This is a genomic window from Cytobacillus spartinae, assembly GCF_042865285.1.
GTDB lineage: Bacteria > Bacillota > Bacilli > Bacillales > Cytobacillaceae > Robertmurraya_A > Robertmurraya_A spartinae.
In genome coordinates this window covers 1015200-1030054 of record NZ_JBIACK010000001.1, presented here as the reverse complement: position 1 = coordinate 1030054, position 14855 = coordinate 1015200, and the positions used below count along the sequence as shown (strand labels likewise).

Here is a 14855-nt window from a genome sequence, read left to right as displayed (position 1 = left end):
CGGAGGGTGGAGGAATTATCATGAACATAACAACAGAAAGACTCCTTATTAGAGAATTTAAACCCCAAGATTGGCATGGATTATATGAATATACGTCAGATTCTGTTGTGATGACATACATTCCAGAAGGAGTTTTTACAGAAGAGAATGCAAAAGAGTTTGTTAATAAAAATGTAGGGCAGAATGCTAAGAGTTACCCTGTATTTTTAAAGGATAATCAAACCCTCATTGGACATATTGTGTTTTACAAATGTTTCGGTGACCATACTTATGAAATTGGTTGGGTGTTCAATCCCAAATTCTATAACAAAGGGTATGCTTCAGAAGCGGCGCTTGCAACATTAAAATATGCATTTGAAGAATTAAGTGCACATCGAATAATTGCTACTTGTCAACCAGAGAATACTGGTTCGTATCGAGTGATGGAAAAAATAGGGATGAGGAGAGAAGGCTTTTTCAAAAAATGTATTCCTCACGGTGACAAGTGGTGGGACGAGTATTATTACGCCATTCTAGATGAAGAGTGGAAAAGATGAAAAAAGAATGAAACTAATTCTTGTGTTTCTACGTAATACTAAGATATCTAACTATTTGAGGTGTTCCATTGCTAGAGATATTATTTGATCTTATGAACCTCCCAAGTGTTTATACACTTTATGCGAGTATTTTGTGGAGTATCTTCTTTGTCTATTATTTTCAGGTGGAGACTCGGCAAAAATTTATAGAGGATCACCTGCCGTTTGACCTAGTAACGGATAAAATTAATCCTCTTGAAACGACTCTGAAAATAAGGGTAAATCCTGTAATATCCAGGTTGTTTAAAGCTTTAAAAAAATACCAATTTCCAAATAATGATGACGAGGGTGCTATTTCTTCCTTATAACCAACAAAGGTGATTAAAAGGAGGAAGGAATAGTGAAATTAAGTAAAAGAAGTTTATTAGTTTTTGTTGTAGTTTTTATTAGCATGATGTTAACGGGCTGTCAGTCATTGACTGAAGGAGGAGGTTTCTTCCATTCCGTGTTCATCAACCCATTTGCTGAAGCTATTCATGGAATTGCAGTAGTGTTTAATGATAGTTATGGAATTGCGATTATAATCATTACCATTCTAATTAGGCTCGTATTGATGCCTTCTATGCTTAAACAATATAAGAATCAGCAGGTTATGAAAGTGAAAATGGAACAACTAAAGCCGGAAATGACGGAAATCCAAGAAAAAATTAAGAATACAAAAGATGCTGCGGAACAACAAAAGCTTCAGGCCGAGATGTTCAGTCTTTATAAAAAGCATGGAGTGAATCCGTTAAACATAGGATGTTTACCACTGTTAATACAAATGCCCATCTTAATGGGACTCTTTTATGCCATACAAAGCTCACCTGATATTGCAACGCATTCCTTTTTATGGTTTAGTCTAGGCCAACCGGACCTATGGATTACAGCCATAGCAGGTGTTGTTTACTATGTACAGTTTAAAGTTTCTCAAGCATCTTTACCAGTAGAACAACAGAAGCAAATGAGACTAATCGGGCTGCTTTCGCCTTTTATGATCGTGATATTTTCATTCAGTGCACCAGCGGCACTGCCATTGTATTGGGCCGTTGGAGGAGGGTTCTTAATTTTACAATCCATGCTTGGACGGAGGTTATACCCGCCATCGAAAGAGAAAGTTGCTGGGCAGCATGAAGGTACAGTACTATAATTTAGAAGGAAACGGCACCCTGATGTTAATAGGGTGTCGTTTTAAATTTTAATTATTTCACAATGACTGACACGGTGTTGTCAGTCATTGTGTTTTATAATGAGGGTAAATTTAGGGAAATGAGAGGAAACGATACGATGAAAATCCAAAAGATAAAGAATAGGACCATTCTTTTTACCAACAGCATACAAGGGGGATGGGATTTAAATGTACAGCTTATCTTAGGTAATACCTATAATTACATTATAGATACCGGGTTAGGCTCAGACAGTATGGAGCCGATTAAAGAATACCTAATAAATGACCCTAAACCTATCATTGTCATAAATACACACTATCATTGGGACCATGTCTGGGGAAATTTTTCGGTAAAAAGTGGACTGATTATTTCTCATAAACTATGTAGAGACTTGATAGAGTCAACATGGGAAGAGACCCTCATAAAGAATGAAAAGTATGTTCAAGGTGAGGTTAAGATGCAGCTCCCTAATATGGTGTTTGAGGAAGAATTGTATTTTCCTGAAGATCAAATCAGGATTATTTATGCACCTGGACATACGATTGATTCAATAAGTGTTCTTGATGAAAAAGAAAAAGTTTTACATGCTGGTGACAACATAGGGGATACTTTGGAAGAATTGGTGCCAAATCTTAGCGTTGAAAAAGAGGTGTTCGTCGAAACACTCATGAAATATAATGAGATGGACTTTGATACTTGTATATCTGGGCATAACATTGTATTGGATAAACAAGTAATCAATAGAATACTTAATCTACTTTAAGCACTTCTACTAACAGAAGTGTTTTTCTTTTTGGTGGGAGGATAAAAATATAAAAGTAAAGCAAAATAAGTAGACATGAAACCAAAAGGTGTTATATTATTTTATTGTGAAACCAAAAGGTGTTATATTAAAGTGAGAAATGGAGAAGTTAACATGGAAACTTTACAGGATATTAAGAAAACAGTTACTTTTAATGCTCCTATTCAAAAGGTATGGGACGCAGTGTCCACTTCAGATGGAATCGCTGCTTGGTTTATGCCTAACGATTTTGAACCAAAGGTGGGACATGAATTCCATATTCAATCCCCTTTCGGCCCATCACCATGCAAAGTATTAGAAGTTGATGAACCAAATAAGATTTCTTTTTCATGGGATACAGATGGATGGGTTGTTTCTTTCCTATTAAAAGAGGTCGAAGGGAAAACAGAGTTCACACTCATTCATGGTGGATGGAGCTCTATTGATACCGTTACAAAGGCAAACGAGCAAAGTTCAGTTATTCGTGAGAGAATGGATAACGGTTGGAATGGAATTGTCTTTGAAGGACTTCGAAAGGTTGTTGAAGAATAGGTGGGAGCTGTTAAGCATGACGTATTTCAAGCAATTGCTGATCCTACAAGAAGAGAAGTGCTTCGTATACTAGCAAAAAAAGAATTGCCGATCTCGGAAATAACAGAACATTTTCCGATTAGTCGAACCGCAGTAGCAAAGCACCTTAACATCCTCTCGGAAGCAAATTTAGTAAGTGGAACTAAGGTTGGAAGAGAGAAAATCTATCGATTGCAGCCAGAGCCGCTAACAGAATTAAAGCAGTGGCTATCATACTTTGACCAGTTCTGGGATAACAAGTTGTCCATGCTAAAGCATATGGTTGAAGATGAAGGTGATAGAGGTTTGAAGGTTATAAGGGAAGAGTAGGGAAAAATAAAACAGAACCGACAATGTTGTCGGTTTTTTGTTTTTTACCTCTTAGGATTATAACTTTCTATGCTTAGCCGGTTGTTCTAGGAAGCTCTGGGTTCAGACTCTGTTGCCGTAAGTATTTACTCGGTGCTAGTGTATCCGACTTCAGACAATACTCGTTTAAATTCATTGGGGTAGAGTCCGAAGTAGCTTCAGATTCGGACAGTGCCTCGTTAGATTTTAGCTGTAGAGTCCGAAGTAGCTTCAGGTTCGGACAGTGTGCGGTTAAATTTTAGCTGTAGAGTCCGAAGTAGCTTCAGGTTCGGACAGAGTCCGCTTGAATTATAACAGTAGAGTCCGAAGTAGCTTCAGGTTCGGACAGTGTGCGGTTAAATTATAGCCGTTGAGTTCGAAGTAGCTTCAGGTTCGGACAGAGCCCGATTAAATTATAGCCGTAGAGTCCGAAGTACCATCAACTTCGGACAGTGGACAGCTAAATATTAGTAGTACAGTCAGAAGACAATCAACAACTAAAAACGGTCATTCTGTCCGAACAAATCCACAACTTAAATACTCCTACCTTGCAGCCCAGGCCTCAACTTCCACCTTAATCTCCGGTCTAGCTAGTGCAGCTACATAGGCAAGTGTTGTTGCGGGTGGCGACTGATTGTGGAATGCGCTCCATTTTTCAACATAGTAATCTCGATTAATACTCTCTGTAAACCAAATATTAATTTTAAAAACATGACTAAAATCTAAACCTTCACTTTTTAGAATCAATTTAATGTTTTCTAGTGCATTGGCAAACTGAGTTTCGATGTCTTCTGGTAAAACACCATTTACGTCGTTTCCGATTTGGCCCGATAAAACGACTAGTTCAGCGTTTCTAGGAATAACAGCAACATGTGAATATTGCGCAATTGGTGGTGCAACATTAGTTGGATTAGATTTTTTAATGTTCATCTATTTTTTCTCCTACTCTCTTAAGTATGAATATCATATACTAGTTTCCTAATTTTTTCAAAAAGAACCATAATTTTAAAATTAGGAGGTTTCTTTATAAAAATGTAGAACTATATAAATCAAACGTGAAATAAGCGAGAATATAGCACGTTTATTTGAAGTAACTGATTAAAAACCCCACCTTAATAGGAGGAGAAAATATGTTAAACAAAGTGTGTGTACTCACAATTAAAGTTAGAGATTTGAAAGAGTCACTAGAATTCTATACAAACGTTCTAGATTTTAAAGTTTCCAAGCAGTATGGAGAAAAAATTGTTAGTCTTGTACATAATGAAGTTCCAATTGTCTTGGAAGAAGTGGAAACGGTTGGTGTAGGTAGAAATCAAGTATTACTCGGAATTCTTTCTGAAGACATTGAAAAGGATTTTCGTCAATTAAAGGATAAAGGCGTGAAGGTCATCTTTGACGAGCCAATGCCTTGCCCACCGGGGCGCTACTTTATCATTGAGGATCCGAACGGCAACCAACTAGAAATTGTTGAGTTCTCGAACATGAATTAGGAGGTTAGGATCTTGCCTTCAATTAAGCATAAAACATACATAAAAGTTAGTCCTAGGAAAGTTTTTACAACGTTATTATCCGCAGATGAGTGGAATGCATGGTTTACTGATGATACAACGATTCATCTGAATGGAGACGGTAAGGGTGAAATTCGTTTTAGATGGACGAATAAAATAGACAATAGTGTAATTGAAGATGGTGGGGAAATTACAGAAATGATACCTAATGAACGGTTAGTCTTTCAATGGTCTCCTGCTGAGCAAACTACAAACGTCTATTTTGAACTTTCTCCTTTTAAAGAAGGAACCCTCTTGACACTTACAGAAGAAGATTATGCGAAAACCGACAAGGATTTGGATGCCTGCATTGAGTGTGCTACCGGATGGGGCGAGGCTTTGACTCTATTGAAAGTGTACTTAGAACTCGGCTTCACCTTCAAAGAAGATTTAATTTTGGCATAGGGTGATTACATGATATTTGAGATGACTATACAGGTTCGTGTGACGAACATACAGGAAGGGCAGCCTTGGTATGAAACCTTATTAAACAGGAAGCCGGATTTCGTTCCACACGAAGGCTTTGCAGAATGGGAGTTAATCCCTGGATGCTGGTTACAGGTTGCAGAAGGTATACCGTCAGACGGTAGTGGACCTTTACGCTTAGGAACAACGAATTTGGAAGAAACACGTCAGAGACTTATAAAAGAGCTAGGTATTGAAGCTTTTGAGATACATTCCCGTAAAGAGGTACCAGTTAAGTGGGCAAGTTTCTCTGACCCATGGGGAAATCAACTGGGTTTTTTTGAATACTTAGATAAGGGAGAAGAACAAAAGAGAGTGAAGGAGTTACTTAAACAAACCTATTAAAGTGTTTTTGGGAGAGTGTCTTATGAGCTATGCTTTAAAAGGGGGATGTATGCATTGACCGTCATAAAACAAATCACTCCAAAGGAACTCTTCGACCACAGAGGGGAATTAGAATCATTTTTAGCTGAACCATTAAGTTTGCTAGTTAATGAGACAACGTGGATGAAGGACTGGAAACACCTTGCTCAGCGCTTTCAGTTATTTAAATTTAAAGAATTAACACAAGATGAGGCACTATCCTATCAGTGGGATAAGGAAAAAATAAGTAAATGGGTTTTGGAGACTGTAGAAGAGGTCAAAAAGCACCTATCCTTTGGTGAAATTACCGTTACCGTCTTTCCTGCATTACCATTTCGTTGGTTTAAAAAGTATGATCAATCTATTTGGACTAATGGGTTTACAAATGGTCCTAATAATATACAAATTGCGGTTCCGCCAAACCCTGATGAACATTTTTTTAAACAAATGCTTGCACATGAACTTCATCATGCTACCCCTCAAAATCCAATCTATCAGTTAACGTTGGACACATTCTCGTTAATAGAGTGGTTTAAAATGGAGGGTGGAGCGGAGTACTTCAGTCTTAGTCTTTATAGGGATAAACGATGGTGGAAAGATGATTATACGCCAAAGGTCAAAGAACATTATTGGAACGCAGTCCAACATAGATTACATACAACAGATGACCAAGAAAAAGCAAGGTTGTGCTTTGGAGATCCTGACAATGGCATTCCATATATGACTGGATACGCCTTTGCATACGACTTGTTTAAAGACTTTACGAGTAAAACTAAGAATACGACCTTTAAAGATTTACTGCAAATCCCCCCAATGACATTAATTCAAACTTATAAAGAAGAAGGGTGATTAAATGTATCAATACTTTAAGGGGTTGATCATTAGAGAAGGTACAGAAGGGGTACCCGCTGGTGGTGTAGAACGACTGTTCAAGGATGCTGGTTGGGTGAGGACTACACCAAATTGGCAGAAGGAAAAATTCACTCTTATTTTTAAAAATTCTACTTGGGCTTTTACCGTTTGGGATCAAGAAAAGATGATTGGGATAAATCAGAGTGATTTCCGATCAAATTATGGCTGCAACTATTCTGGATTTAGTTGTCCACTCTGACTATCGAGGAAAAGGTATTGGTCAGAAACTTGTGGAACTTTGTCTACAGAAACTTCCACACGGAGATTGGTTTGCTCATACTTCCGCAAACAATTACAGCTTTTATGAGAAATGTGGGTTTGAAGTCAAAGACCTATCTGAGAATGGAACCTGTGCTTACTATGGGTATATACAAGCGAGGAAAGATGGACACAGATAATATGTCTACAATAACTGAACCACCAAAGCAGTTTTCACATTTTTTTAGAAAGAGGAAAATACATGAGTACCATACAAAAGTTGAAGCAAGAAGAAATTAAGGATTATATAGATATTGTTGTGAACGCTTATCCTGGGATTATGGAGCAATCGGATGCTTTTAAAGAAAATATGGAACAAGTAACAATAAATATCCAAGAAAACAATCCGAATGTAGATTTCTATGGGATATTCCGAGACTCAAAGCTTGTAGGTGGAATGAGATTCCATTACTTAACAATGAATCTCTTTAATAAGATGATTCAAATCGGTGGAGTAGGCCAAGTTGCAGTCGATCTCCTTCATAAGAAGGAAAAAGTGGCGAAAGATATGATAGAATTTTTTCTACATTTCTATAAGAATAAGAACATCCCAATTGTTGCCTTATACCCATTTCGACCCGATTTCTATAAAAAACTTGGCTTTGGATACGGAACCAAGAAATATGAATATTCTACAGAACCTTTAAGCTTTCCGAATGGTCGTACGAAACAACATCTTCAATTCATTAAGGAAGAAGAAAAGCAGTTGCTACTAGACTGTATAAATCGTTATGCGAGTAAGACCCATGGGATGATGGAAAAAACAGAAAGAGAAGTAAATATGTGGTTTAGCCAACCAGGTAATAAAGTAGTAGGATACAAAAGTGACAAAGGATTAGAAGGCTATATGGTTTTTACCTATAAGAAAGCAAGTGATAAAAACTTTGTCTTCAATGATCTTGTCATTAAAGAGCTCGTCTATGAGAATAGAGAGGCTTTTTTAGAACTTTCAACCTTTATACACACTCAGGCAGACCAATTCAATCGTGTTCACTATACTACACAAGAGGAAGATTTTTATTTTGCATTAGCTGATCCTAGAAATGAAACGAATCACTTAATTCCTGTCGTTTTTCATGAGAGTCACAAGACTGGTGTTGGTTTAATGTATAGAGTCGTGGATGTTCCTGAGATGTTTAATCAATTAAGCGAGCATCGATTTGGATCGTTAAATTGTAAGGTTAAGTTCACCATTGATGATAATCTTATTGTGGATAACAATAAATCATTCGTGGTTCATTTTAGTGAAGGTAAGGCCGAGTTGCAAGTAAGCGATGATTATGAGGTGGAAATTCAGATAGATATATCTGATTTCTCATCATTACTGATGAATAGTGTTAACTTTAAAAGTTTATATCATTATAGTCTTATTAAAGTCTCAGACGAGAGATTTGTAGATATTCTTACAAATGCTTTTAGTTCAAGCCCAAAACCAGTTTGCATGTCAACATTTTAATGAGGTTTTAAGCCTACACGAATACCCAAATTAAAAGATCTTTAAATAAGAGGAGAACGACAATGAATGGAAACCCTTTTTTAAAAATTGAACAAACAAAAGCTTGGGGGCCAGGCTCTTTTGAGATGGCGTTGCCTTTAGTGCAAGCACTAAATATTAAACCTGGGATGCGTGTATTAGAGGTCGGTGGTGGATCAGGCCAAATTGCTACAACCATTGCTAAACACTGGGATGTAACGGTTATTACCCTTGAACCATGGGCAAAGACGAATGAGATTCAGGAATATGCAGCAGAACAAGGTGTAGAGAACCAAGTTTTACAATTAAAGCTAGAAGCACAGTCACTCCCGTTTGCAGACCAAACGTTTGATGCAATACTTAGTATTGGATCATTTGAAATGATAGGGGATGAACGTCCAAAAGCGCTAACTGAATTAATACGAGTTGCGAAAAAGGGAGCCCATATCGGCATTGCTGAACCGATGTGTAAACCAGGTGAAATGCCAAGTGACCTAGCCAAAATAGACACGGAGCATAACTTAGGATTCCAAAAATGCTTTTCGACGTTGGATTGGAATGTGGATTTATTTTCCTCGCACGGACTAAAGATTGTAGATAGTTATTATTTTCAAGAAGCATATTCATGGTGGTTAGAGTACCGAGACAAAAACAATATTTCTGAAGCTGAAAAAGAGCTAATTTCAAATGATCAAGATCGCTGGATTTCTTTAGGGATGGTTGTTGGAAAGAAATAATTGATGATATCCATTTTAAGCTTCCTTCTTAATAGGGAGCTTTCCTTTTTATTTCTTTGAGTAAGGTAAATGAATGGATGATGCAATCTTTATAAGTTCTTCCTTAGATAAAGCATTTATACCTTGATAATCTATTTGCATTTCCCTTAAATGATCCTTCCAATAAAGGAATTGGTGGTTTTGCTCCTCGCGATAATAATAGTGTGTACCAGAAAGTTGATATTCCCTCCGCCACATAGGATCATCCTCCCAACTTACCTCATCTGAAATTGTTATCACTAGTGATTGATTTCTTTGCATAAAATGCATTCTAAGGATGCTACAGTTTCTACCGCAGGATTCGTTTGTCATATAGCTCTTATTGTAAGAAAATGGAATATATAACTGTGAGGTTTTTATATTCATTAGTTCTTCCGACCAACTTAAAGGCATTCGGATGATAGGGGTATAGATAGCAAGGTAAAGTACTACTAGCCCAATTCCGGTCAATATATATTTTACAAACTTGTTTTTTGTGATTTTCATCCAGTGATCGCTCCTTATAAAATCTTATTTTCTAATATGACCCCAAAAAAACCTGAATTATTCTTTGCTTGGAGGGATTAAAAATGATAAAAAGAATGCTACTTGTTCCACTGTTATGTTTATGTCTGGGATTAATCTTCTTAACCATCGCTCCTTCAACAGGTTATGCCTGTTCATGTGCGGGACCGTCTAGTGTTATAGAGGAGCTGGAGCATTCAAAAGCTGTATTCACTGGTATAGTATTAGACATAAGAGAGCGAAAGTCGTTCGAAGGTTATGTAACTAAGAAGGTGTTGTTCGATGTTAGTCTTTCATGGAAGGGAGTATCCGAATCTCAAATAATCATCGTAACGGGACAAGGCGGAGGAGACTGTGGGTTTGAATTTCGTATAGGCGAAGAGTATTTAGTATATGCGAACAAATCTCCGCTTTATGGAGAAAATGAAGCTTTAAGTACAGGAATTTGTGATAGAACGACTGAAATAAGTGTTGCGGCGGAGGATATCTTGATTTTAGGTAAAGGAGAAACACCAAACAAAGTCGTTGATCTTACAAACAAGATGCAGAATTCATGGCTATATTCATTATGGATTACCGCTTGCATATTAGTTGCTGGTTTAATCATCTATTTGATATGGAAGCGGAAGAAAGCATAGCAGGTTGTGTTCTAATAAAACTAACTATCCTTTAATATATAGGACGGTTTGAGTTAATCTTAAGCTAAGGAGGATCTATATATGGAAAAATGGGGCCAGATTAGAGAAAAAGGGAAAAACCACTTTGTGCTCATGTTTGGAATTGTCCTGCCAATACCTTTAGTGATAGATTATTACATTCTGAAGTTGATTTTTAAATTCCACTTTGAGTCTATTTATCTTGAATTCCTAGTTGTTTGGGTGATATGTATACTAATAAGTGTTGCATTTGCATTATTTGGATGGGATAGAATGGAAAAGGATTGGCTTCAAGATAAAGGGGATTGTATGTAGGAAGTTACTACTCATCGAAAAAACAGAGGCATTGTTCGGTTCAACAGCATGCCTCCGCCTTAAAAATCCGTTTGGGATCCTTGTAAGTGACCATATTAAATAGTTTCTAAGGAGATATATTTTGAATAATAAGATCATGTTGGAAAACGTTTATGGGAAGACACCTTTTCATGGAAATGGAAAGTTAACAGGCATTAAATATAACCTAGACAAAAGTGTCATTGCGGTTGTAAGTGAATTTAGTTTATATGGCTGGGCAGGTAGAAAATTAGAGAATCGGAATCTTCCATTTAGGTACCGGGTCCAATTATATAATATCAAAACGCTTGAATCTATTAGCTGTTTAGATGTTCCATACCCTATAAATGAGATTGCCTTTCATCCGCAAGAATGTTTAGTGTTTTTGGGAACGGGTTCTTTTGACGGTGGCTTCTTGTATGAAGGTGAGTTGTTAAATTGGGATTACCATACAGGGGAACTTTTCTCCTTACTAGAAGAGAGCAGAGAGATTATATCAGTAAATTTCGATGAAAAAGATGACATGTTAAATTTTACAGTCAGTCCCGAAGATGACTGGGAAAACAAGAAATACAAAGATCTCTTTGTTTACAAAACAGATGATTTTTATAATAAACAAAAGTTAAATAATTTTATGCAAATTGGAACGACACCAAAGGTAAATAAAATCTACTCCATCCAGTCTAAGAAGAGAACTCATTCTGATTGTAGTAAAGAATTAAAGAAGCTTTGTCCTGAATATGAGTATCGAGCAAATATTTGGGACATTAAATGGAGAAATGGTGAAGATATTTTTTGTGTAGGTGAAAGCCCTTTTCTAGAGAAATGGAACTTTGGAAAAAAACAGTCTATCTTTCATGAAAAAGGTAGAGGTTGTCAGTTATTTATTTCCTCTAATAAAGAAAGAGTTTATGTTCACAGCGAAGAAATGGAGTTAAATGCAGAACTAGGTTTTGACTTGCTATCTGGTTATCTTTCAATTTACAATCCTTCTGACTTGGAGATTGAGAGTAAGATGAAGCAATCGTTCCCACACTTTATCGTACATAAAAATAAAGTAGATGTGTTCTTGGTCATGGATGAAGTTTTTCATAACCATGATACAAAGAAGAGAGTATATACTTCCTCATTAGATTTTATAACAAACTATGAAATGGATGATTGCGATCGTTTTATTTCTGTAGAGGATGAGGATTTCTTTTTCAAAAGTACAAAGGAAAGAATCATTAAATTTAACAGAGAGAATAACAAACAAACCAACTATTCTTTGAGTGAAATAGTTAAGGGTCCTACTCATGAGGCTTGTCAGACTGAGCCTGGTACCTTTATTGTCACCTATGGTGAGCGTGATGTGGGCTACAACATTATGAAGATTGAAATAGAAACAATGAAAGTTATATGGACACAACTCTTACCCACTCAGGTAATCGTCATGAGATATATGAAAGAAAAGGACGTTGTTGTATGTTCACTAGCATCAGGTAAGTTGGTGATTATCTCTGAATCTACGGGAGAAGTTAAAGTTCTTGAGGAAGTAATCGTCGATAAATGTAAAACGATGATTCTTTCCCTAGATATATACGGAGATAGAGTTGCAGCGGGAACGATAGATGGTTTGGTGCTTTGCTATCACGTTTCTTAAAAAGTCCCACCTACAAAATAATAAGTGCATGTAGCGTTAATCTACGAGTTTGGCACTATTTTGTTTTAATTAATTAGTCCAAATCCATATCGAATCATTTCTGAAACCTTTCCATATTTACTACGTAGATTAATAAAGAAACCGGTAAAGGGTGTACGCTTTGGGCCTCTAATCGCTGGTAGTTAATATCCATACTATTTAACCTTAAAGTTAACAAAAAGACCTATACTAGGTAACTACCGAGTAATTATAGAATACAGTTAATAATAAAGGAGTTGAGGTTAATGGTTTGGGTATGGGGATTTGTCTTGCTTTCTGTCGTGTCATTATTGTTGTTTGGGTATTTTTTAGATAAAAAAACAGATCGTTATAAATCAATAACTGATGAGAAGTCAAAGGCAGGGTTAGAAGAGATAAAAGATGAGGCACAAAAACATAATCCACCCAATATCAACCACACGAACCATTGGCATTAGGACAAATAAGACTAGAGTTGAAGAAGAAAAATCAGAACGCTCAAAAAATATCGTAATATGGTAACTATCATCCTTACTGAGCTAACTTAAGAAACTGTAACAATAGAGGAAACGAAATTGCTTCTGTAATCCATAAAGGAGAGATTCATATGAGGTGTGGATCAAAATGTTTCCTTGTTGAGATGGAAGTCAATGGTGAGAGACAGACCAAGTCAGTTACTGCAAGAACCCCTGTTGATGCAAGAAAGACCATTAGATTGGAGTATGGAGGAGAAGGCAAAATCATATCAGTTATAGAAGCGAAAAAAGTGCAATCTAAATGGGTTCAGTAACGTCATAAAATAACTAATGGAGCTTTTAAAGGTATGTTTGTTATATATAGTTCTCCACCAATAATAAAGGATAGATGTAAACAGTTTATTCAACTGTTTCATCTATCCTTTTTTATTACATAGTAAGATCTGTTACTCTATAATAAGTTTTGGAGTTTAGTATTAGTAGCTCCTACAATCTCCCCAATTTTCTGGTTATCGGTTGTTAAAGATTCAATTGTGGCGCTCATTTCCTCTAAGCTAGCACTTGCTTGTTCGATAATTGCAGCCAATTCATTCGTGGACAACTCTACTGTTTCTGACTTCATTTTTACATCCTCTGAAACTGTCAACACCATGGAAACACTATCACGTAGTCTAGAAGTCGTTGCACGGAATTGGTTGAATGAGTCCGTAAGATGTTCGGTAGATTCGACATTTTGGGAGACTTGATGATTCGTTTCCTCTATTTTCGTTAATGACTCTTTATTGGTTTGATTCAACTCTACTAGACTTCTAGAGATTTTTTCACTAGATAACTTCGTTAATTCAGCCAGTTTACGAATTTCCTGTGCTACAACCGAGAATCCTTTTCCTGCTTCTCCAGCGCGAGCGGCTTCAATGGATGCATTTAGAGCCAATAGGTTTGTTTGCTCAGAAACGTCATTAATGGTAGATGTAAGAGTAGCCATTTCATTTACTTTGCTAGTTAGAATGGTGAATTGTTGATTAAATTGGTCTAGTATAGCTTTTAGTAAATGCATGCCATCCTTTAAAGTAGCCATCTCACTCGTCCCATTTTTAACGATGTTATTGGCATGTTCTGCATCTTTAGATAGCTCTTCTGCTAGAGTGAAAAGGCGAGTCATTTGCTCTTTTGTTTCATGAGCATTAGTCGATATATAACTAATCTGTTCAGATTGAGATTGACTTCCTGTAGCCATTTCGCTAATGGCAAATCTCATTTGATCTTGGGCTTCAATATTGAGTTGAACTTTATGATTTACTTCATCAAAATCCTCAGCAATATTTTTTACATTTACCTCCAATGATTCGCGTTCTTCTTTTTGTTTCTTTGCCTGATCTTCTGTTTGAGACATAAAGGCTTGTAGCTGGCTAAATTGTTTATCATTTTCTCTAATTAGAAGGTACACTACCATTCCAATTAGTACATACACAAGGATAACGATAGAAAAGATATCATTAAATAATTCCTGATGAACCGAGTTTATGTTTTTAAAAATAAGTAAATCCACTAATCCTATTAATACTCCTAACAGGAAGATACCTTTTTTTAAGTGAACGGCTGAGATAATCGTAATGTAGATGATGATAAATACAATCGTAATGGAATTATCATTGGTTAACAGATAGTAAGTAGTAAATCCATACATGAATAGTACCGTTAAGTATGAGTAAACTAACGGATTTTTAAATAGTTTCGGGTAAGCAACATATAAAATGGTATAGAGTACTAACTCGGTTCCATAGAACAGAGCTGTGTCCGTTGTGCCTGTAACTAAGGATTGCAGTAGTGCAGCAAGAAGGGATATCGAATACGCAATGAACATTAAGCGATTCTTATTCCTGCTGTCCTGATGTCTTAAATCTTCTATGGCTGTCATAAAAATCATCCTTTACCTAATAGTGGTTTCTTATTATATCGGTCTCAAATGTAAAGTATTGATTGTTTTCTGTCATCTTTCGACATAAATC

Annotated in this window: 20 protein-coding genes and 1 pseudogene; 18 read left to right on the top strand and 3 right to left on the bottom strand. The window is 36.4% G+C overall.

Annotated elements, in window-relative coordinates:
- Positions 1-20 precede the first annotated feature (20 nt).
- The 6 genes from ACFYKX_RS05260 (at position 21) to ACFYKX_RS05235 (ending at position 3404) form a co-directional block, all read left to right on the top strand.
- Positions 21-536 carry a GNAT family N-acetyltransferase gene (locus tag ACFYKX_RS05260; RefSeq protein WP_389358735.1) on the top strand — a complete coding sequence of 172 codons (516 nt, stop codon included), beginning with the start codon at positions 21-23 and terminating at the stop codon, positions 534-536.
- A 68-nt stretch (positions 537-604) separates the two neighbouring features.
- On the top strand, positions 605-883 hold the full coding sequence (locus ACFYKX_RS05255; protein ID WP_389358733.1) for a hypothetical protein: 279 nt from the start codon (positions 605-607) through the stop codon (positions 881-883).
- A 32-nt stretch (positions 884-915) separates the two neighbouring features.
- Positions 916-1704, top strand: a complete 789-nt coding sequence (yidC, locus tag ACFYKX_RS05250) for a membrane protein insertase YidC (RefSeq protein WP_389358731.1) — start codon at positions 916-918, stop codon at positions 1702-1704.
- A 137-nt stretch (positions 1705-1841) separates the two neighbouring features.
- Positions 1842-2486 carry an MBL fold metallo-hydrolase gene (locus tag ACFYKX_RS05245; RefSeq protein WP_389358729.1) on the top strand — a complete coding sequence of 215 codons (645 nt, stop codon included), beginning with the start codon at positions 1842-1844 and terminating at the stop codon, positions 2484-2486.
- 153 nt (positions 2487-2639) lie between these two features.
- Complete coding sequence (locus ACFYKX_RS05240; RefSeq protein WP_389358728.1) at positions 2640-3056, top strand: SRPBCC family protein; 417 nt, start codon at positions 2640-2642, stop codon at positions 3054-3056.
- Positions 3057-3404 carry an ArsR/SmtB family transcription factor gene (locus tag ACFYKX_RS05235; RefSeq protein ID WP_389358726.1) on the top strand — a complete coding sequence of 116 codons (348 nt, stop codon included), beginning with the start codon at positions 3057-3059 and terminating at the stop codon, positions 3402-3404. It abuts the gene before it with no gap.
- Positions 3405-3965: 561 nt separating this feature from the next.
- Here ACFYKX_RS05235 and ACFYKX_RS05230 read toward each other — a convergent pair.
- Positions 3966-4352, bottom strand: coding sequence for a RidA family protein (locus ACFYKX_RS05230; protein ID WP_389358724.1), 387 nt, complete (start codon positions 4350-4352; stop codon positions 3966-3968).
- A gap of 200 nt (positions 4353-4552) precedes the next feature.
- Between ACFYKX_RS05230 and ACFYKX_RS05225 the strand changes: the two genes are divergently transcribed.
- The 7 genes and pseudogenes from ACFYKX_RS05225 (at position 4553) to ACFYKX_RS05195 (ending at position 9178) form a co-directional block, all read left to right on the top strand.
- On the top strand, positions 4553-4912 hold the full coding sequence (locus ACFYKX_RS05225; protein WP_389358722.1) for a VOC family protein: 360 nt from the start codon (positions 4553-4555) through the stop codon (positions 4910-4912).
- Between the two features lie 12 nt (positions 4913-4924).
- Positions 4925-5374, top strand: coding sequence for an SRPBCC family protein (locus tag ACFYKX_RS05220; RefSeq protein WP_389358720.1), 450 nt, complete (start codon positions 4925-4927; stop codon positions 5372-5374).
- A gap of 9 nt (positions 5375-5383) precedes the next feature.
- Positions 5384-5779: a VOC family protein gene (locus ACFYKX_RS05215; protein ID WP_389358718.1), complete on the top strand. Its 396-nt coding sequence runs from the start codon at positions 5384-5386 to the stop codon at positions 5777-5779.
- Positions 5780-5833: 54 nt separating this feature from the next.
- Positions 5834-6646, top strand: coding sequence for a DUF2268 domain-containing putative Zn-dependent protease (locus ACFYKX_RS05210; RefSeq protein ID WP_389358716.1), 813 nt, complete (start codon positions 5834-5836; stop codon positions 6644-6646).
- A 4-nt stretch (positions 6647-6650) separates the two neighbouring features.
- Positions 6651-7107 (top strand): annotated as a pseudogene (locus ACFYKX_RS05205) (GNAT family N-acetyltransferase).
- Positions 7108-7169: 62 nt separating this feature from the next.
- Positions 7170-8423 carry a GNAT family N-acetyltransferase gene (locus ACFYKX_RS05200; RefSeq protein WP_389358714.1) on the top strand — a complete coding sequence of 418 codons (1254 nt, stop codon included), beginning with the start codon at positions 7170-7172 and terminating at the stop codon, positions 8421-8423.
- A gap of 62 nt (positions 8424-8485) precedes the next feature.
- Positions 8486-9178 carry a class I SAM-dependent methyltransferase gene (locus ACFYKX_RS05195; RefSeq protein WP_389358712.1) on the top strand — a complete coding sequence of 231 codons (693 nt, stop codon included), beginning with the start codon at positions 8486-8488 and terminating at the stop codon, positions 9176-9178.
- 48 nt (positions 9179-9226) lie between these two features.
- On the opposite strand, the gene ACFYKX_RS05190 is transcribed toward ACFYKX_RS05195, so the two are convergent.
- Positions 9227-9703, bottom strand: a complete 477-nt coding sequence (locus tag ACFYKX_RS05190; RefSeq protein WP_389358710.1) for a hypothetical protein — start codon at positions 9701-9703, stop codon at positions 9227-9229.
- An 83-nt stretch (positions 9704-9786) separates the two neighbouring features.
- Here ACFYKX_RS05190 and ACFYKX_RS05185 point away from each other — a divergent pair, with 83 nt between their 5' ends.
- The 5 genes from ACFYKX_RS05185 (at position 9787) to ACFYKX_RS05165 (ending at position 13160) form a co-directional block, all read left to right on the top strand.
- Positions 9787-10359 (top strand): hypothetical protein, encoded by a 573-nt coding sequence (locus tag ACFYKX_RS05185; RefSeq protein ID WP_389358708.1) that lies wholly within the window; start codon positions 9787-9789, stop codon positions 10357-10359.
- 81 nt (positions 10360-10440) lie between these two features.
- The gene (locus ACFYKX_RS05180; protein WP_389358706.1) at positions 10441-10692 is read left to right on the top strand and encodes a hypothetical protein; all 252 of its coding nucleotides are present in this window, start codon (positions 10441-10443) and stop codon (positions 10690-10692) included.
- A gap of 121 nt (positions 10693-10813) precedes the next feature.
- Positions 10814-12352 carry a hypothetical protein gene (locus tag ACFYKX_RS05175; protein ID WP_389358704.1) on the top strand — a complete coding sequence of 513 codons (1539 nt, stop codon included), beginning with the start codon at positions 10814-10816 and terminating at the stop codon, positions 12350-12352.
- A 284-nt stretch (positions 12353-12636) separates the two neighbouring features.
- Positions 12637-12828 carry a hypothetical protein gene (locus tag ACFYKX_RS05170; protein WP_389358702.1) on the top strand — a complete coding sequence of 64 codons (192 nt, stop codon included), beginning with the start codon at positions 12637-12639 and terminating at the stop codon, positions 12826-12828.
- Between the two features lie 149 nt (positions 12829-12977).
- Positions 12978-13160: a hypothetical protein gene (locus ACFYKX_RS05165; protein ID WP_389358700.1), complete on the top strand. Its 183-nt coding sequence runs from the start codon at positions 12978-12980 to the stop codon at positions 13158-13160.
- A gap of 137 nt (positions 13161-13297) precedes the next feature.
- Here ACFYKX_RS05165 and ACFYKX_RS05160 read toward each other — a convergent pair whose 3' ends face one another.
- Complete coding sequence (locus tag ACFYKX_RS05160; RefSeq protein ID WP_389358698.1) at positions 13298-14764, bottom strand: methyl-accepting chemotaxis protein; 1467 nt, start codon at positions 14762-14764, stop codon at positions 13298-13300.
- Positions 14765-14855: the final 91 nt, after the last annotated feature.